The sequence below is a fragment of the Staphylococcus sp. GDY8P126P genome (genome assembly GCF_017891965.1).
GTDB lineage: Bacteria > Bacillota > Bacilli > Staphylococcales > Staphylococcaceae > Staphylococcus > Staphylococcus saprophyticus.
In genome coordinates, this window is record NZ_JAESKG010000015.1 from 64,558 (window position 1) to 84,032 (window position 19,475).

Here is a 19,475-nt window from a genome sequence, read left to right on the forward strand (position 1 = left end):
AAGAAGGAGAAACATATCATGACTGACATGAATAAGTGGAGACATATTTTTAAATTGGACCCCGCAAAGCCCATCAGTGACGAAGATTTAATGAAAATTTGTACATCAGATACGGACGCAATTATGATTGGTGGAACGGATGACATCACTGAAGAAAATGTTGCGCACTTAATGCATAAAGTTAAATGTTATTCATTACCAATAGTACTTGAAATATCTAATCTTGAAAGTGTTGTACCTGGCTTTGACTTATATTTTATTCCAACTGTTTTAAACAGTAGAGATGTAAAATACCATAATGGTTTATTACTAGAAGCGTTAAAGTCATATGGTACATTGATAGATTTTAATGAAGTTGTGTTCGAAGGATATGTGGTACTTAATCCAGATTGCAAGGTAGCCAAATTAACGCAAGCTGACACGATGATAGATGATGAAGATATTGAAGCTTATGCACAAATGATTAATGATATGTATCAACTACCAGTTATGTATATAGAGTATAGTGGTGTGTATGGCGAAACTAACTTGGTAAAGGCAGCAGCAGACATGTTAACGGAAACACAATTATTTTATGGTGGCGGTATTAGTAACTACGAAGAAGCAGAAATGATGGCTTCTATTGCAGATACAATCATTGTCGGAAATATTATATACGAAGATATAAACAAAGCACTAAAAACAGTTAAAGTAAAGGAGACACATTAATGAATGCATTAGTAAACAAGATGAATGATGAACAGAGTCAAGCAGTACGTACGACAGAGGGGCCACTACTAATTATGGCAGGTGCCGGCTCAGGTAAAACACGTGTGTTAACCCATCGTATCGCATACTTGCTAGATGAAAAAGACGTGTCTCCGTATAACGTCTTAGCGATTACTTTTACTAATAAAGCAGCAAAAGAAATGAAAGCACGTGTTGAAACATTAGTTGGAGAACAAGCTCAGGTATTGTGGATGTCTACATTCCACTCAATGTGCGTGAGGATTTTAAGAAGAGATGCAGACCGTATTGGTATAGAACGTAACTTTACAATTATTGATCCAACTGACCAAAAATCAGTGATTAAAGATGTACTGAAAAATGAAAATATAGATAGTAAAAAATTCGAACCTAGAATGTTTATCGGGGCGATAAGTAACCTTAAAAATGAATTGAAAACACCTGAGGATGCACAAAAAGAAGCAAATGACTATCATGAACAAATGGTTGCAACCGTTTATAAAGGTTATCAAAGACAATTATCTAGAAATGAAGCACTTGATTTTGATGATTTGATCATGGTGACGATTCGATTATTCGAACGTGTACCAGATGTATTAGATTATTATCAAAATAAATTTCAATACATTCATGTCGATGAATATCAAGATACGAATAAAGCACAATATACTTTAGTTAAATTACTTGCCGCTAAATTTAAAAATTTATGCGTTGTTGGAGATTCAGATCAATCAATTTATGGTTGGCGTGGTGCAGATATCCAAAATATTCTTTCTTTTGAAGAAGATTATCCAGAAGCCAAAACGATTTTCTTAGAACAAAATTATCGTTCTACAAAAAATATATTAAATGCAGCGAATGAAGTCATCAAAAATAATTCAGAACGTAAACCGAAAGGGTTATGGACTGGTAATACGAGTGGCGATAAAATTCATTACTATGAAGCTACGACTGAGCGAGATGAAGCTGAATACGTCGTGCGTGAAATTATGAAACACCAAAGAAATGGTAAAAAGTATCAAGATATGGCCATTTTATATCGTACAAACGCACAATCACGTGTACTTGAAGAAACATTTATGAAATCGAACTTACCGTATACTATGGTTGGTGGTCAAAAGTTCTATGACAGAAAAGAAATTAAAGACTTATTAAGTTACTTACGTATTATTGCAAATAGTAATGATGACATTAGTTTACGTCGAGTAATCAATATTCCTAAACGCGGCATCGGTCCATCATCTGTAGATAAAATTCAAGCATATGCGGCACAAAATGATTTAAGTATGTTTGATGCATTAGCAGAGGTTGATTTTATAGGACTATCTAAAAAAGTGACGCAAGAATGTATTAGTTTTTATGATGTTATGCAAAATTTAATTAAACAACAAGAATTTCTTGAAATTACAGAGATTGTAGAAGAAGTATTGACTAAGACAGGCTTTAGAGACATGTTAGAACGTGAACAAACGCTCGAATCTAGAAGTAGATTAGAAAATATCGATGAATTTATGTCTGTACCTAAAGATTATGAAGAAAACACACCCCTAGAAGAGCAATCGCTAATTAACTTTTTAACTGATTTATCACTGGTTGCTGATATTGATGATGCTCAAATTGAAGATGGTATTACGCTCATGACGATGCACTCTGCCAAAGGTCTTGAGTTTCCAATTGTATTTATAATGGGTATGGAAGAATCTTTATTCCCACATATCAGAGCGATTAAGAGTGATGATGAACATGAAATGCAGGAAGAAAGACGTATTTGTTACGTTGCAATAACACGTGCTGAGGAGACCTTATACTTAACACATGCAACATCTAGAATGTTATTTGGTCGTCCTCAATCCAATATGCCTTCGAGATTTTTAAGAGAAATTCCTGAAGATTTATTGGAAATTGAATCTAAAGGTAAATCAAAATCTCAAGCACAGGCAACGAGCAATCGTTTCCAGAATGCTACCAAACAACCTGCTAAACGAGCGCACAGCCAACGTGCTACTGCAACAAAACAAAAGCAATCAGCTACCAATTGGAATGTTGGTGATAAAGTAATGCATAAGTCATGGGGCGAAGGCATGGTAAGTAATGTAAAAGAAAAAAATGGTTCTGTCGAATTAGATATTATCTTTAAATCTGAAGGACCAAAACGCTTGCTAGCACAATTTGCACCTATTGAAAAAAAGGGGGAGTAACAAGTGGCTGATATACAATCGCGTGTAGATGAGTTGCATAGATTATTAAATCAATATAGCTATGAGTACTATGTGAAAGATAATCCATCAGTACCTGATAGTGAGTATGATAAATTACTCCATGAATTGATAGATATAGAAACGCAACATCCAGAATATCGTACTGCGGATTCACCTACAGTTAGAGTAGGTGGTAGTGCGCAGTCCACATTCGAAAAAGTGAATCATGATACGCCTATGCTTAGTTTAGGTAATGCGTTTAACGAAGAAGATTTAAGAAAATTTGATCAGCGTATACGTGATAATATAGGAAATGTTGAGTACATGTGTGAATTGAAAATTGATGGACTTGCAGTTTCATTAAAATATGAGAACGGTCGATTTGTTCAAGGTTTAACTCGTGGGGATGGCACCACGGGCGAAGACATTACTGAAAATTTAAAGACAATACACGCGATACCATTAAAAATTAATGAAAGTAGAACTTTTGAAGTCAGAGGCGAAGCGTATATGCCTAGAAAGTCTTTTGTTAATTTAAATGAAGCGAAAGCTGCGAATGAAGAACAGCCATTTGCTAATCCAAGAAATGCAGCAGCTGGTTCATTACGACAATTAGATTCAAAGTTAGCTGCCAAACGTAAACTGAGCGTTTTCTTATATAGTGTGAATGATTTTACCCAGTTTAATGCAGATACTCAAAGTGAAGCATTAGATGAACTTGACCAACTAGGCTTTAAAACAAACCAAGAACGTCAACGCGTTCAAACGATAGAAGAAGTTATGACTTACATTGACAAATGGACAGAACAACGTGAAAACTTGCCTTATGATATTGATGGTATTGTTATTAAAGTCAATGCTTTAGAACAACAGGAAACATTAGGCTTCACTCAAAAATCACCGCGCTGGGCTATTGCATATAAATTTCCCGCTGAAGAAGTGGTTACGGAATTATTAGATATTGAATTGAGTATTGGTAGAACAGGTGTTGTTACACCCACAGCTGTTCTTGAACCAGTTAGGGTAGCAGGTACAACCGTTTCTCGCGCTTCACTACATAATGAAGATTTAATCCATGATAAGGATATAAGAATAGGTGATAGCGTTGTAATTAAAAAAGCAGGCGACATCATACCTGAAGTAATTAAAAGTGTATTAGACAGACGACCTGATGATGCAGAAATCTATCACATGCCTTCACATTGTCCTAGTTGTGAACATGAATTAGTTAGAATAGAAGGCGAAGTGGCATTACGTTGTATTAACCCTAAATGCCAAGCGCAATTAGTAGAAGGATTAATTCACTTTGTTTCACGACAAGCGATGAATATAGATGGCTTAGGAACTAAAATAATCCAACAGTTATATGCAAATGAGAAAATAAAAGATGTAGCTGATATTTTCTATTTGACGAAAGAAGATCTTTTACCACTGGACCGTATGGGCGAGAAAAAAGTAGATAATTTACTCAATGCTATTGAAAAAGCTAAATCGAATTCATTAGAACAATTATTATTTGGTCTTGGTATTCGACATTTAGGCGTTAAAGCTAGCCAAGTGATTGCTGAAAAATATGGAACGATAGATGAACTGTTTCATGTGACGGAAGAAGCGTTAATGGATATTCATGATGTGGGGCATAAGCTAGCTCAATCTGTAGTAACTTATTTAGAAAATGAAGATATACGTGCATTAATTGATAAATTAAAAGCAAAAAATGTTAATATGATTTATAAAGGTGTTAAGACAACAGAATTAGAAGGACACCCAGATTTTAAAGATAAAACAATTGTCCTAACTGGTAAGTTATATCAAATGACAAGAAATGAAGCATCCAATTGGTTAGCATTACAAGGTGCAAAAGTAACCAATAGCGTAACAAAAAATACCGATTTGGTCATAGCAGGTGAAGATGCTGGTTCTAAACTAGCTAAAGCAGAAAAATTTGGTACAGAAATTTGGTCAGAAGAAGCTTTTGTTCAGAAACAAAATGAAATAGAGGGATAGAGGAGATAATGCATGAAACGAACGATTATACTATTCATCTCAGCAATTTTGGTATTAACAGCTTGTGGAAATAATGATGAAAAATCAAAAGAACAATCTAATGAAAAAGAGCAACAAAAAGAGTCAGGTTCCGTAAAAGAAATTGCAACGGATAAAAATGTGCAAGGTGATAATTATAGAACGATTTTACCATTTAAGGAGAGCCAAGCACGTGGATTATTACAAGATAACATGGCGAACAGTTACAATGGTGAAGACTTTGAAAATGGTTTGTTAGATTTAAGTAAAAGTGTATTTCCAACGGATGACTACTTATATCAAGATGGACAATACTTAGATAAAGATATGATTAATGCTTTTCTAAATCCAAAGTATACTAAAGATGAAGTTAACAAAATGGATGAAAGTGATAGAAAAGAGAAAAAAGCAAATGAAAACTTGGGGCTAAATCCATCTCATAAAGGTGAAACAGATCCTGAAAAAATTGCTGAACAATCACCTGCATATTTATCTAATATTTTAGAACAAGATTTTTATGCGAGTGGTGATACAAAAGGTAAAAAAATAAAAGGTATGACAATAGGTTTAGCTATGAATAGTACATATTATTATCAAAAAGAAAAAGACGGTGAAACCTATAGCAAAGACCTCGACGATAAAGAAATTGAAAAACAAGGTAAACAAATGGCAGAAGAATTACTTTCTCGAATTCGGGAAAATAAGGATTTGAAAGAAATACCTATACATTTTGCTATTTATAAACAATCTGGTGAAAATTCAATTGTTCCAGGTGAGTTTATTGCAGGGACAACGGTTGAAGATGGTAAGACACGTATTAATGATTGGAAAGATATTAATCAAAAAACAGCCTTATTACCTTCTGAAGAAGCGGGAGAGCTTGATGAAAATTTAAATTCCGATTTCAAACAATTTAATGACAACCTACAAACCTATTTTAATAATTTCACACAAGCAGTGGGTACAGTTAAATTTGATAATAAAAAAGCGAAACAACTATCCGTTGATTTACCTATAGATTATTATGGTAAAGCAGAAACGATTGGTATCACTCAATATGTAACAGAACAAGCTGATAAATATTTTGATGGTATTGATGAATATGAAATTCATATTAAAGATGGTAATAATCCGAAAGCACTTATAAGTAAAACGAAAGACGACAAAGAACCACAAGTTCATATTTATAAAAACAACAATTAACCGAAACAATTAACCAAGATAATGACAATCTTGCATAGACAAAAAATAACGCCAAACTGATATCAATTATAATGATATACCAGTTTGGCGTTTTGTATTGAATTAACAGTTATAATATCAAACTATTCCTTTACGATTTGTTTTACTTTATCTAGGTCATGTGTCACAAATGAACCAGGTTTTTTAGTGTATTTACTAACAAAGTAAGTAGTAATCACACTTGCTAAGAATCCAGGAATAATTTCATACATACCAAATAGCTCATTGATAGAAGCTAATGGTTTAATCCAAACAATCCAAATAATTACGACCAATGCGCCGGTAATCATGCCTGCAAGTGCACCAGTACGTGATAGACCTTTCCAATAGAGTGAGAAAATAACTAATGGACTAAATGCGGCACCAAATCCTGCCCAAGCATTACCAACTAAATTTAGTATCGTATCGTTTGGCGACCAAGCAATCCATATAGCCACAATCGCTACAATTAATACAGATAAACGACCAACCATTACGAATTCTTTCTCGTGTGCTTTAGCTTTATCTTCACCACGAATGAGTTTATAAAAGTCTTCCGTTAAGGAACTTGAAGTTACCAGTAATTGTGAAGAAATTGTACTCATGATGGCTGCCAAAATTGCTGCCAATAAGAAGCCTCCAACTAAAGGGTGGAATAAAATTTGGCTCATAACGATAAATAAAGTTTCAGGATCCTCTAACTTGATGTTGCGTTCAGAAATAAAGGCAATACCTGTTAAACCAACTGCAACAGCACCTAATAACCCAATCACCATCCAGCTAATACCTAATCTTCGTGCTTTTGGTAATAATTTGTGCGATTTTATAGACATAAATCTAACAATAATATGAGGTTGTCCGAAATAACCCAATCCCCAAGCAAACAGTGAAATGATACCTAAAACGGTTGTGCCTTTAAATAGATTCATATTTGTTGGTTTCATCTCTGCTACTTGTTTAAACGTATCGATGCCGTTTAAATCGATAAGTGCAACGATAGGGACCATCACCATAGCGATTAACATGATCACTCCTTGGAAGAAGTCGGTGATAGATACAGCAAGATAACCACCGTAAAATGTATAAAATATGACTATAAATGCAATCATTAGTAATCCCCAATGATAATTCAAACCGAAGGCACTTTCGAATAATTTACCACCTGATACAAAACCGGAATGTGTGTATAAAGTGAAAAAAACAACAATAATTAAGCCGGATATAATTTTTATGTAATTATTGTGATCATTTAATCTGTTTTTAAAGAAATCTGGTAATGTAATCGCATCACCAGCCAATTCTGTATAGACACGTAGACGAGGTGCAACGACAAAATAATTTACATAGGCGCCTAATGAAAGACCAATGGTAATCCACATAGCAGATAACCCAGTACTATAAACTGATCCTGGTAGCCCCATAATCATCCAGCCACTCATATCTGATGCACCTGCTGAAAGTGCTGTCACATAAGGACCGATGCTCCTACCGCCTAACATAAATTCACTTAAATTACCTGTAGCTTGTTTGTATCCGTAGTAACCGATAAATAATAATATAATGAAATATATGATGATCATTATATATGTTTGCCAACTTGCATGTACTTGGTTGGTCAATGAAGTGCCTAATATCAGCATCGTCCTCATCTCCCTTTGTTTTAAATGATTCTATTGTACTACATGAATTATTATACAATGTAATTTATAAATAGAATAGTATTATTTTAGTTTAATAAAAAAATACATTTTATCCATGCTTTGTTAAGCGCTTCCATTAAATGATGTATAGTTACATGAAATATAAAGTACAATGATTGATTATGCATTTTAAAAAATAAATCGTGCGTGATTTAGGTGGTAAAATTTAAACAATGGCCATTTTTAACGTATGAATGACAAGCAAATAATAGCAATTTAAAGTTTTAATTTACTGTTATTATTGAAAAACTTAGATTTTTCAACGAAATTTTGGTACAATTTTGTAATGAATGAGTAAAAAGGAGGCTTTTATTTAATGGCTAAAGTTACACGAGAAGAAGTTGAACATATAGCAAATTTAGCAAGACTTCAAATTACTGAAGATGAAACGACTGAAATGCAAAATACATTAGAAAGCATTTTAAACTTTGCTAATCAAATAGATACAGCGGATACTAGTGAAATTGAACCAACATATCACGTACTAGATTTACAAAATGTATTACGTGAAGATAAAGCAATCGAGGGCATCCCTCAAGAGCTTGCATTAAAAAATGCTAAAGAGACGGAAGATGGACAGTTTAAAGTACCATCTATCATGAATGAGGAGGACGCTTAAGATGACCATCCGTTATGAATCTGTTGAGAATTTGATCAACTTAATCAAAAACAAAGAAATTACACCATCTAAAGTTGTAAGTGATATTTACGATGCAATTGAAGAAACTGATCCAACGATCAAATCGTTTCTTGCATTAGATAAAGAAAATGCTATTAAAAAAGCACAAGAATTAGATGAATTACAAGCAAAAGACCAAATGGAAGGCAAGTTATTTGGTATTCCAATGGGTATTAAAGATAACATTATTACTGAAGGTGTAGAAACAACATGTGCTAGTAAAATGTTAGAGGGCTTTGTACCAATTTATGAATCAACTGTGATGAATAAATTACGAAATGAACAAGCAGTGCTTATCGGCAAATTAAATATGGATGAATTTGCTATGGGTGGTTCTACTGAAACATCATATTACAAAAAAACTGTAAATCCTTTCGATCATACTGCAGTACCTGGTGGTTCTTCGGGTGGTTCTGCCGCAGCAGTTGCAGCTGGTTTAGTTCCTTTCAGTTTAGGTTCTGATACTGGTGGCTCAATTCGTCAACCAGCAGCTTATTGTGGAATTGTCGGTTTGAAACCAACATATGGCCGTGTATCACGTTTTGGTCTAGTAGCCTTTGCATCGTCATTAGATCAAATTGGACCATTGACACGTACAGTTAAAGACAATGCATTAGTCTTGGAAGCAATTACTGGGGTAGACGAAAGTGATTCAACAAGTGCGCCAGTTGAAGATGCTGATTACACTTCTGATATCGGTAAAGATATTAAAGGATTGAAAATCGCACTTCCAAGTGAGTATTTAGGTGAAGGTGTTTCTGATGAAGTCAAAGCATCTGTAAAAGAAGCAGTCGAAACTTTAAGAGGTCTTGGTGCCACTGTAGAAGAAGTATCATTACCGAATACGAAGTATGGGATTCCTTCTTATTATGTAATTGCATCTTCTGAAGCTTCTTCTAACTTGTCTCGTTTCGATGGTATTAGATATGGATATCATTCTCCAGAAGCGAACTCATTAGAAGAATTATATAAAATGTCTAGAAGTGAAGGCTTTGGTGAGGAAGTTAAACGCCGTATCTTCTTGGGAACATTTGCATTAAGTTCAGGTTATTATGATGCATTTTATAAAAAATCACAAAAAGTTAGAACATTAATCAAAGATGATTTCAATCGTATATTTGAAAATTATGATGTTGTCGTTGGTCCAACTACACCTACAACAGCTTTCAATTTAGGTGACGAAATAGATGATCCACTTACAATGTATGCGAACGATTTATTAACAACGCCAGTTAATTTAGCTGGTTTACCAGGTATCTCTGTTCCTTGTGGACAATCAAATGGCCGCCCAATCGGTTTACAATTTATAGGTAAACCATTTGATGAAAAAACACTATATCGTGTCGCTTACCAATATGAAACAAAATTTAATTTTCATAATGAATACGAAAAACTATAAGGAGTGGAAATCATGCATTTTGAAACAGTTATCGGACTAGAAGTCCACGTTGAGTTAAAAACAGATTCTAAAATGTTTTCTCCAGCGCCAGCGCATTTTGGAGCAAAACCGAACTCAAACACAAATGTTATCGACCTAGCATATCCAGGTGTATTACCAGTTGTAAACAGACGTGCTGTTGATTGGGCCATGAGAGCTTCAATGGCATTGAACATGGAAATTGCTACAGAATCTAAATTTGACCGTAAAAACTATTTTTATCCAGATAATCCAAAAGCTTATCAAATTTCACAATTTGATCAACCAATTGGTGAAAATGGTTATATCGATATCGAGGTTGATGGTGAAACAAAACGCATTGGTATCACGCGTTTACACATGGAAGAAGATGCTGGTAAATCAACACATAAAGATGGTTATTCTTTAGTTGATTTAAATAGACAAGGTACACCATTAATTGAAATCGTATCGGAACCAGATATTCGCTCTCCTCAAGAAGCATACGCATACCTAGAAAAACTACGTTCAATCATTCAATATACAGGCGTTTCAGATTGTAAGATGGAAGAAGGTTCATTACGTTGTGATGCCAACATTTCATTACGTCCGTATGGTCAAGAAGAATTTGGTACAAAAGCTGAGTTGAAAAACTTAAACTCCTTCACATATGTTCGTAAAGGTCTTGAATACGAAGAAAAACGTCAAGAAGAAGAATTGTTAAATGGTGGAGAAATTTTACAAGAAACACGTCGGTTTGACGAGTCTAATGGTAAGACATTATTAATGCGTGTTAAAGAAGGATCTGACGATTACCGTTATTTCCCAGAACCAGATATTGTACCTTTATATGTAGATAAAGAATGGAAAGAACGCGTTCGTCAAACGATTCCTGAATTACCTGATGAAAGAAAAGAAAAGTATGTAAATCAATATGGTTTACCTGCCTACGATGCACACGTACTTACACTGACAAAAGAAATGTCTGATTTCTTCGAAGGTGCAGTTGCAGAAGGTGCAGATGTTAAATTGACATCTAACTGGTTAATGGGTGGCGTAAACGAATATCTAAATAAAAATCAAATTGATTTATTAGATACTAAGTTAACACCAGAAAACTTAGCGGGTATGATTAAATTAATTGAAGATGGCACAATGAGTAGTAAAATAGCTAAAAAAGTATTCCCTGAACTAGCTGAAAATGGCGGGGATGCAAAACAAATTATGGAAGATAAAGGCTTAGTGCAGATTTCTGACGAAGCAACATTGCTTAAATTTGTAAATGAAGCATTGGATAATAACGAGCAATCTATTGAAGACTATAAGAATGGTAAAGGTAAGGCTATGGGCTTCTTAGTTGGACAAATTATGAAAGCTTCTAAAGGTCAAGCTAATCCACAGTTAGTTAACCAATTGTTAAAACAAGAATTGGATAAACGATAATTCAATATATCTAGACCCTGTAGCTCAAATTATGCTACAGGGTCTTTTAAATGCGATGTGCCTTAAATATTTTCTTTGGAATTTAACCTAAAATGCTTTTAACATCTATGTAAATCATATAATATAGGTATTGAGTATATGAAGTAGAGGGATAAATTATGAGAAAAAGAGCTAGAATCATTTATAATCCAACATCTGGAAAGGAATTATTTAAACGCACATTACCAGATGTTTTAATTAAATTAGAAAAAGCTGGATTTGAAACAAGTGCATATGCCACAGAAAAAGTAGGCGACGCAACTACAGAAGCAGCACGTAGTTTAGAACAAAATTACGATGTACTGATTGCAGCTGGTGGAGATGGTACTTTAAATGAAGTCATAAATGGCATTGCTGAAAAGCCAAATAGACCAAGTTTAGGTATTATACCGATGGGCACTGTGAATGATTTTGGTCGTGCATTACATTTACCCACAGATATCATGAGTGCGATAGATGTCATTATTGAGGGACATATGACACGTGTGGATATTGGTAAGATGAATAGTCGTTATTTTATTAACTTAGCTGCAGGTGGACAACTAACTCAAGTATCATACGAAACTCCGAGTAAGTTGAAATCCATTGTAGGACCATTCGCGTATTATATCAAAGGTTTTGAAATGTTACCTCAAATGAAAGCCGTGGATATTCGTATTGAATATGATGACGAAGTATTCCAAGGAGAAGCCTTGTTATTCTTACTAGGGCTTACGAATTCAATGGCTGGGTTTGAAAAATTAGTCCCCGATGCTAAATTGGACGATGGTTATTTTACATTAATTATCGTTGAAAAAGCTAACTTAGCTGAATTAGGCCACATTATGACGTTAGCATCAAGAGGTGAACATACCAAGCATCCTAAAGTACATTACAAGAAGGCCAAATCTATTAGCGTTTCATCATTCACCGATATGCAATTAAATGTAGATGGTGAATATGGAGGCAAATTACCTGGTAATTTTTTAAACTTGAAACAACATATTGAAGTATTCACACCAAATGATATTAAAAATGAAGAAATTATAGAACAATGATACAAATAAAAATACAATTTAGATTAAACTACGAGGTTAGGTCAGTCAACATACATCCTAACCTCTTTTAATGTGGGGTGAAGTAATGAATGCGATACAAAAAAATGAAATAATTGAAGGAACAGTGATAGATTTAACACATGAAGGTCATGGTGTTGTGAAATTTGATCGTTATCCAATTTTTGTGCCCAATGCACTCATTAATGAAGTGATAGCGTTTAAAGTAATCAAAGTGAAAAAGAACTTCGCAATTGGTAAGCTGGTTGAAATTAAAGAAAAAAGTACTGATCGAGTAGAACCACCGTGTATATATTATTATAAATGTGGTGGTTGTCAGTTGCAGCACATGACATATCAAGCGCAGTTAAATATGAAAAAAGAACAAGTTGTGAATTTATTTCAACGTAAAGCTGGATTTAAAGATACAATCATTCATGACACGATTGGTATGGAAAATCCTTGGTACTACAGAAATAAATCACAAATTCCAGTGGGTAAAAACAATGAGAATAAAGTTATAACAGGATTTTATCGTCAACGTAGCCACGATATTATTGATATGGATGAATGTTTGATTCAAGACCAACTACACCAAGAAGTTATAAATAAATTAAAAGCGTGGTTCAATGAACTAAACATCAGTGTTTATAATGAGCGTAAAAAGCAAGGCATGATGCGTCATGTTGTAATAAGAACAGGGCATCATTCTAGAGAACTCATGGTCATTTTTGTAACAAATGGCAAAAAATTTAAACAAGGTGACATCCTAACAGAACGTTTAAAACAACATTTTCCAGCAATAGTGAGTATTAAACAAAATGTAAATGATACACATTCCAACGTTATAATGGGACAAAATTCATATACACTTTATGGTAAAGATGAGATTGTCGATACGTTGTCAGATGTGACATTTAAAATTAATGACCAATCATTTTATCAAATTAATTCTATCCAAACAGAAAAACTATATCAACGTGCTATAGATTATGCTGAACTACAGGGAGAAGAAACAGTGTTGGATACTTATTGCGGTATTGGTACCATTGGTTTATATATGGCTCCCAAAGCAAAACATGTCTATGGTGTTGAGGTTGTGCCAGAAGCCATTACAGATGCTCAACAAAATGCGACTATAAACCAATTTGAAAATACTACTTTTGTCTGTGGTAAGGCAGAAGAAGTTATCTTAAAATGGAAATCAGAAGGAATAAGACCAGATGTTGTAATGGTTGATCCACCTAGAAAGGGTTGTGACGAAACATTTTTGAAGACATTATTAGAGCTAAATCCTCAAAAAATTGTCTACATATCATGTAACCCATCAACGCAACAGCGTGATGCACAATTATTAGCAAACCAATATAAGTTAACACAAATTACACCGGTTGATATGTTTCCACATACTACGCATGTTGAAACAGTGGCACAATTTGAACGTATATAAAGCATTGATGCAAAGACTGTATTACTTATAATTAAATACGTTTTATATATATGACTTGTGTAAAAATAATTAATAATTTGTTTGCTAAACATTGCAAAATATTGCAAAATGAGTAAGTTTGTTAAAATTCAATTACAAGCAACTTACTTTCACTTTAACCCCTTTCATAGTGGTGATAATCGTTGTATACTCTAGTTAATAACGAGTGACGAGGAGGGCGTCTAATGTTTAAAATTGATTTGTTTTCTAATAAGAAAGCAGTTGAAGGTTTTATTTTATTTCAATTAACTATTGTGATGATTAGCATTTTGATTTCTTATAAAATGGCATATTCTATGACCCATATTATAGAACAAAACATAATTTTTAATATTATTTTTGGTATTGTTGGTTTTGCAGCAGTGTATTTCTTGCATGAATTTATTCATAATATAATGTTCAGAGTAATGTCAAAAGGTAATAAACCTACATATCGTATTAAATCAGGTTTGATTACAACACATATGCCAAATGTTTATTTTAAAAAATGGCAATACATGACAATTATGTTAGCCCCTTTAGTCATTATCACAAGCGTATTATTAGTAATATTTTCGTATTTTGCTTACTCATCTATTATCTTTATTGCATGTTTTCACATAGGATATTGCGTAATGGATATGTATTTCCTTACAGGTTTATTAAATAAACATGTACAACTTATTGAAGATACAGAAGAAGGGATTAAATTTTATACACAAGCGCATGCCCCTGCTCAAGAATTTCGAACTGAATTGAAATCATAATATGATAAATGTAACTTTGATAAAGGATCAGCTCCGTTTGAGTAAATGATCATTTGAATATTAAATTCAAACTGATTCACTTAAACGTGTACTGTTCCTTTTTTTATTGAGCAAATTCAAAGAAAAATGATGATGGAGGATGTAAGATAAAAACAACACAATTATAAATTATATCGAATACAGGAGGTGAGGGCATTGTCAGAAAGACGGATTATACATGTGGATATGGACTACTTTTTCGCACAAGTAGAAATGAGGGATAACCCTAAACTAAAAGGAAAACCTGTCATTGTTGGTGGTAAAGCTAGTGGAAGAGGGGTCGTATCAACGGCATCATATGAGGCAAGACAATATGGTGTACATTCTGCGATGCCCACTGCACAAGCGCATAAATTATGTCCTAACGGGTACTATGTGACGCCAAGATTCGAAGCTTATAAAACTGCATCGGAAAAGATTATGAATATATTTAAAAGTTATACAGAGGTTGTTGAACCTTTGTCTTTGGATGAAGCATATTTGGATATCACACATCTTGTCAGACCTGATTTACCAGCCTCTCGAATCGCTCAATATATCAGGAGAGATATTTATGAAGCTACAATGCTTACTTCGTCAGCAGGTGTATCATATAATAAATTTTTAGCTAAATTAGCAAGTGGTATGAACAAGCCCAACGGTTTAACAGTTATTGACTATAGAAATGTTCATGATATTTTAATGGGCTTAGACATTGGAGATTTTCCTGGTGTTGGTAAAGCTTCAAAACAAAAAATGCATCAAGAAGCGATTTATACAGGACAGGATTTATATAATCAAAGTGAACGGGACCTTATTAGACTATTTGGTAAGCGTGGACATGGCTTGTACAATAAAGCGAGGGGGATAGATCATAATCCAGTAAAGCCTACTAGAATCAGGAAATCTGTTGGTACAGAACGAACATTTGCCACAGATATGAATGATGATGAAGAAATTTTACAAAAAATTTGGGAATTAAGTAATAAAACAGCAGAACGTCTAGCTAAATTACAAAAATCTGGAAAAACAATAACGGTAAAAATTAAAACATTTAAGTTTGAATCTTTGTCGAAACAACGTAGTCTTAGATACCCGGTTCGCTCAGAAACTGACATATACAATATTGCTTATGATTTATATACAGAATTAAAAAATCCTGAAACGCCTATTCGTCTTGTAGGGGTGACTGTTGGTAATCTTGAAAAAGCGACATATGAAAATATGACAATATACGATTATATTTAATAAGATAGAAATTGATTTATAGTAGCTAAGTTATTTTACAGACATATCAAGGAAATAGAATTAATCTTTATCTTTTAAATCCTTGCCGTAGATATTTAACATACTAGGTAAATCATCATAATGTTTTAAGAGACGGAACGTAATCATAGCACATGCTTTAGCATCATTGAGCGCATCATGATGTCCATGAAAATCTAAATTATAATATTGCATCATGTAATTTAGACCATAGCGATGATTTTCTACTGTTCTTCTTGAAAGTTGTAAAGAGCAAAAGTAAGTCATATTAGGGGTATCAAAACCAAATGCACTAATACTTTCATGTAGAACGTTCATATCGAATGCTGCATTATGCGCAACGACGGGTAAATCCCCGATAAATTGCAACATATAGGGATATACTGTTTGAAATGTAGGCGCATCTTCAACTTGTTCAGGATGTATGCCGTGGACTGCGATATTTTGTTGTGAGAAATAGTCATTAGGGTTAACAAGTGTATAGAAAGATTCTGTTATCTGGTGGTTGACTACTTTAACCATACCAACAGCACAAATACTTGTACGTTTACCGTTGGCAGTTTCAAAATCTAAAGCTATAAATGCATCGTTACTCATGGAGCAAGTTCCCTTTCTATAATTGAATATGTTATGACTTTATAGAATAAATGAAAGACAGTCAAGTTAATGAGATTGAACTAACATTTACTGCCTAATTCAAAAAAGTCTGGGACATTTATTGATGTCCCAGACTTTTTTGATATATAAATTCATGAGTATTACCTATTAATTATTCTGATTCATCAAATGAACGTGCAGCTAACTCTTTTTCATAAAGATAAAGTGTATTACTATCATCACCAATACGATTTAAGTAATCGATATGCGTTTCAAACATAGCTTCTTCTTCAACTTGCTCGTCTAAGAACCAATTTAAGAATGAAATCGTAGCATAATCTTTATCTTTGTTAGCTAAATCTGATAAATTATAGAATCTACGTGTAACGTCTTGTTCTTGAGCCAAACCATCTTCAAACGTTTCTAAGATGCTGCTGAACTCTGTTTTTGGTGCAGGAATTGCTGTAAATAAAGCATGCTCTCCACGGTCGTTAATATAGTCATATATTTTTTTACCATGGAATCTTTCTTCTTTAGCTTGTTGAATATAAAAATTTGCAAAACCTTCGTAAGAATTGTCGTCACAAAAGGCAGCCATAGCCATATAAGCGTGAGCAGCATAAAATTCATGATTCATTTGTTCATTTAAAGCATCTAATAGTTCTTTGTTTAACATAATTAATAAGCCTCCTATACTTTTTTTCAGTATAGCAAAACTAGACTTAGTAGTAAATTATACGCTACTTTATTTGAAAAAGACTCATGTAAATTGGGTTGAGAATTGTTTGGAATACAACATAATCGTGTTATAATATTTGAGTGAAGAGTAGAGGAGGAGCTAAATGAGATACTGGACTGCAACCCGCTTAGCAAAATTGGCAAGGCAAGCAAGTAAAGCTGTTGGCAAAAAAGGCACAGACTTGCCCGGTCAAGTAGCTAGAAGAGTAGATAAAAATATATTAAGAAAGTTAGCATCTCAAGTTGATGAGATTGTTTTTATAAGTGGTACGAACGGGAAAACAACCACTTCAAACCTAATCGGTCATACATTAAAAGCTAATGATATAGAAATCATACATAATAATGAAGGCGCAAATATGGCTGCAGGTATTACATCTGCTTTTATTTTGCAAAATAAGAAAAATACAAAAATCGCAGTCATTGAAATTGACGAGGGCTCTATTCCGAGAGTGCTTAACGAAGTAACACCAACGATGATGGTTGTTACGAATTTCTTCCGAGATCAAATGGACCGTTTTGGTGAAATTGATATTATGGTTAATAACATAGCAAAGGCGATTAATAATAAAGGCATTAAATTATTATTGAATGCAGATGATCCATTTGTGAGTAGGTTGAAAATTGCGAGTGACACGGTGGTTTACTATGGCATGAAGGCACACGCACACAAATTTGAACAAAGTACAATGAATGAAAGCCGTTATTGTCCAAACTGCGGACGTTTACTCCATTATGACTATATCCAATATAACCAAATTGGTCATTATCACTGTGAATGTGGTTTTAAACGTGAGGATACACAATATGAAGTATCCTCATTTACACTGACACCGTTTATAAACTTAAATATTGGTTCTAAAACGTTTAATATGAAAATAGCTGGTGATTTTAATGCTTATAACGCGATTGCTGCATATTCTGTATTAAGAGAGTTAGGCATTAATGATGACGGCATCAGAAAAGGTTTTGAAACGTATACATCAGACAACGGCCGTATGCAATATTTTAAACAAGATAGCAAAGAAGCTATGATAAACTTAGCCAAAAATCCTGCAGGGATGAACGCAAGTCTCTCAGTAGGTGAACAATTAAGCGGTAGTAAGGTTTACCTTATCAGTTTAAATGATAATGCTGCAGATGGTAGAGATACATCGTGGATATATGATGCAGATTTTGAAAAATTAACAAGACAACAAATAGAGACAATTATTGTTACAGGAACTAGAGCAGAAGAACTTCAATTAAGATTAAAATTGGCTGGTGTTACAGTACCTGTTATCTTAGAGCGCGATATTTACAAAGCGACTGCTAAATCTATGGAATATAAAGAGAGCTTTACTGTAGCAATTCCAAATTATACTTCGCTCGCACCTATGTTAGAACAATTAAACCACTCTTTTGAGGAGGTCAAAGCGAAATGAATGAATTAACTGTTTATCATTTTATGCCTGATAAATTAAATTTATATAGTGATATTGGTAATATCATTGCGTTAAGACAACGTGCTAAATTGAGGAATATCCAATTAAATGTAGTTGATATCAATGAAACAGAAGGTATCACGCTAGATAACTGTGATATATTTTTCATTGGTGGTGGCAGTGATAGAGAACAAGCCTTGGCTACGAAAGAATTAAGCAAAATAAAAACGGTATTGAAAGATGCCATTGAAGAAGGCATGCCCGGTCTGACAATTTGTGGTGGGTATCAGTTCTTGGGGAGTAAATACATTACACCAGATGGTACAGAATTAGCTGGTTTAAATATTTTAGACTTTTATACTGAGTCACAAACAAATCGTCTTACAGGCGATATTGTGATTGAAAGTAAAACTTTTGGAACAATAGTTGGTTTTGAAAATCATGGTGGCCGTACATATCATAAGTTTGGTACTTTAGGTCACGTTACACATGGATATGGAAATAATGATGAAGATGCAAAAGAAGGTATTCATTATAAAAATCTATTAGGTACATATTTACATGGTCCAATTTTACCAAAAAACCATGAAATTACTGATTATTTATTAGAAAAAGCATGTGAACGTAAAGGCATTGCTTTTGAGCCTAAACAAGTAGATAATACTGAAGAAGAAGCTGCTAAACAAGTTATTGTTGATCGCGTAGCTAAAAATTAAATTATAAAAAAGCACACTCG

16 protein-coding genes are annotated in these 19,475 nt (G+C 33.7%); 13 read left to right on the plus strand and 3 right to left on the minus strand.

From position 1 onward, the window contains the following. Positions 1-18: 18 nt before the first annotated feature. From pcrB to KA893_RS11815, 4 genes are read left to right on the plus strand one after another with little or no spacing between them, the layout of a single operon-like run. On the plus strand, positions 19-708 hold the full coding sequence (gene pcrB / locus KA893_RS11800; RefSeq protein WP_011302762.1) for a heptaprenylglyceryl phosphate synthase: 690 nt from the start codon (positions 19-21) through the stop codon (positions 706-708). Beyond that, positions 708-2,924: a DNA helicase PcrA gene (pcrA, locus tag KA893_RS11805; protein ID WP_037538117.1), complete on the plus strand. Its 2,217-nt coding sequence runs from the start codon at positions 708-710 to the stop codon at positions 2,922-2,924. The genes pcrB and pcrA overlap by 1 nt, the downstream gene beginning before the upstream one ends. A gap of 3 nt (positions 2,925-2,927) precedes the next feature. Next, positions 2,928-4,931 carry an NAD-dependent DNA ligase LigA gene (gene ligA / locus KA893_RS11810; RefSeq protein ID WP_210125833.1) on the plus strand — a complete coding sequence of 668 codons (2,004 nt, stop codon included), beginning with the start codon at positions 2,928-2,930 and terminating at the stop codon, positions 4,929-4,931. 12 nt (positions 4,932-4,943) lie between these two features. Beyond that, positions 4,944-6,152 (plus strand): CamS family sex pheromone protein, encoded by a 1,209-nt coding sequence (locus KA893_RS11815; protein ID WP_011302765.1) that lies wholly within the window; start codon positions 4,944-4,946, stop codon positions 6,150-6,152. A 122-nt stretch (positions 6,153-6,274) separates the two neighbouring features. Here KA893_RS11815 and putP read toward each other — a convergent pair whose 3' ends face one another. Continuing rightward, a complete protein-coding gene (putP, locus tag KA893_RS11820) occupies positions 6,275-7,810 on the minus strand; it encodes a sodium/proline symporter PutP (protein WP_210125835.1) in 1,536 nt (511 codons plus the stop codon). Positions 7,811-8,186: 376 nt separating this feature from the next. On the opposite strand from putP, the gene gatC reads away from it, so the two are divergent. From gatC to dinB, 7 genes are all read left to right on the plus strand, one after another. Next, positions 8,187-8,489, plus strand: coding sequence for an Asp-tRNA(Asn)/Glu-tRNA(Gln) amidotransferase subunit GatC (gene gatC / locus KA893_RS11825; RefSeq protein WP_002482828.1), 303 nt, complete (start codon positions 8,187-8,189; stop codon positions 8,487-8,489). Between the two features lies 1 nt (position 8,490). Continuing rightward, entirely contained in the window at positions 8,491-9,948 is a 1,458-nt protein-coding gene (gatA, locus tag KA893_RS11830) for an Asp-tRNA(Asn)/Glu-tRNA(Gln) amidotransferase subunit GatA (protein WP_210125837.1), read from the plus strand. Positions 9,949-9,960: 12 nt separating this feature from the next. Beyond that, the gene (gatB, locus tag KA893_RS11835; RefSeq protein WP_037538122.1) at positions 9,961-11,388 is read left to right on the plus strand and encodes an Asp-tRNA(Asn)/Glu-tRNA(Gln) amidotransferase subunit GatB; all 1,428 of its coding nucleotides are present in this window, start codon (positions 9,961-9,963) and stop codon (positions 11,386-11,388) included. Between the two features lie 158 nt (positions 11,389-11,546). Next, entirely contained in the window at positions 11,547-12,464 is a 918-nt protein-coding gene (locus KA893_RS11840; protein WP_002482831.1) for a diacylglycerol kinase, read from the plus strand. An 85-nt stretch (positions 12,465-12,549) separates the two neighbouring features. After that, entirely contained in the window at positions 12,550-13,911 is a 1,362-nt protein-coding gene (gene rlmD / locus KA893_RS11845) for a 23S rRNA (uracil(1939)-C(5))-methyltransferase RlmD (protein WP_041079962.1), read from the plus strand. A gap of 224 nt (positions 13,912-14,135) precedes the next feature. After that, entirely contained in the window at positions 14,136-14,696 is a 561-nt protein-coding gene (locus KA893_RS11850; RefSeq protein ID WP_002482833.1) for a DUF3267 domain-containing protein, read from the plus strand. Positions 14,697-14,891: 195 nt separating this feature from the next. Continuing rightward, on the plus strand, positions 14,892-15,962 hold the full coding sequence (gene dinB / locus KA893_RS11855) for a DNA polymerase IV (RefSeq protein ID WP_069821653.1): 1,071 nt from the start codon (positions 14,892-14,894) through the stop codon (positions 15,960-15,962). A gap of 60 nt (positions 15,963-16,022) precedes the next feature. On the opposite strand, the gene KA893_RS11860 is transcribed toward dinB, so the two are convergent. Together KA893_RS11860 and ftnA are read right to left on the minus strand one after the other, a co-directional pair. Beyond that, entirely contained in the window at positions 16,023-16,577 is a 555-nt protein-coding gene (locus KA893_RS11860; RefSeq protein WP_002482835.1) for a 3'-5' exonuclease, read from the minus strand. 172 nt (positions 16,578-16,749) lie between these two features. Then, the gene (gene ftnA, locus KA893_RS11865; RefSeq protein ID WP_002482836.1) at positions 16,750-17,253 is read right to left on the minus strand and encodes an H-type ferritin FtnA; all 504 of its coding nucleotides are present in this window, start codon (positions 17,251-17,253) and stop codon (positions 16,750-16,752) included. 166 nt (positions 17,254-17,419) lie between these two features. Here ftnA and murT point away from each other — a divergent pair, with 166 nt between their 5' ends. Then, positions 17,420-18,739: a lipid II isoglutaminyl synthase subunit MurT gene (gene murT / locus KA893_RS11870; protein ID WP_041079965.1), complete on the plus strand. Its 1,320-nt coding sequence runs from the start codon at positions 17,420-17,422 to the stop codon at positions 18,737-18,739. Then, positions 18,736-19,455 carry a lipid II isoglutaminyl synthase subunit GatD gene (gene gatD, locus KA893_RS11875; protein WP_002482838.1) on the plus strand — a complete coding sequence of 240 codons (720 nt, stop codon included), beginning with the start codon at positions 18,736-18,738 and terminating at the stop codon, positions 19,453-19,455. The genes murT and gatD overlap by 4 nt, the downstream gene beginning before the upstream one ends. Positions 19,456-19,475: the final 20 nt, after the last annotated feature.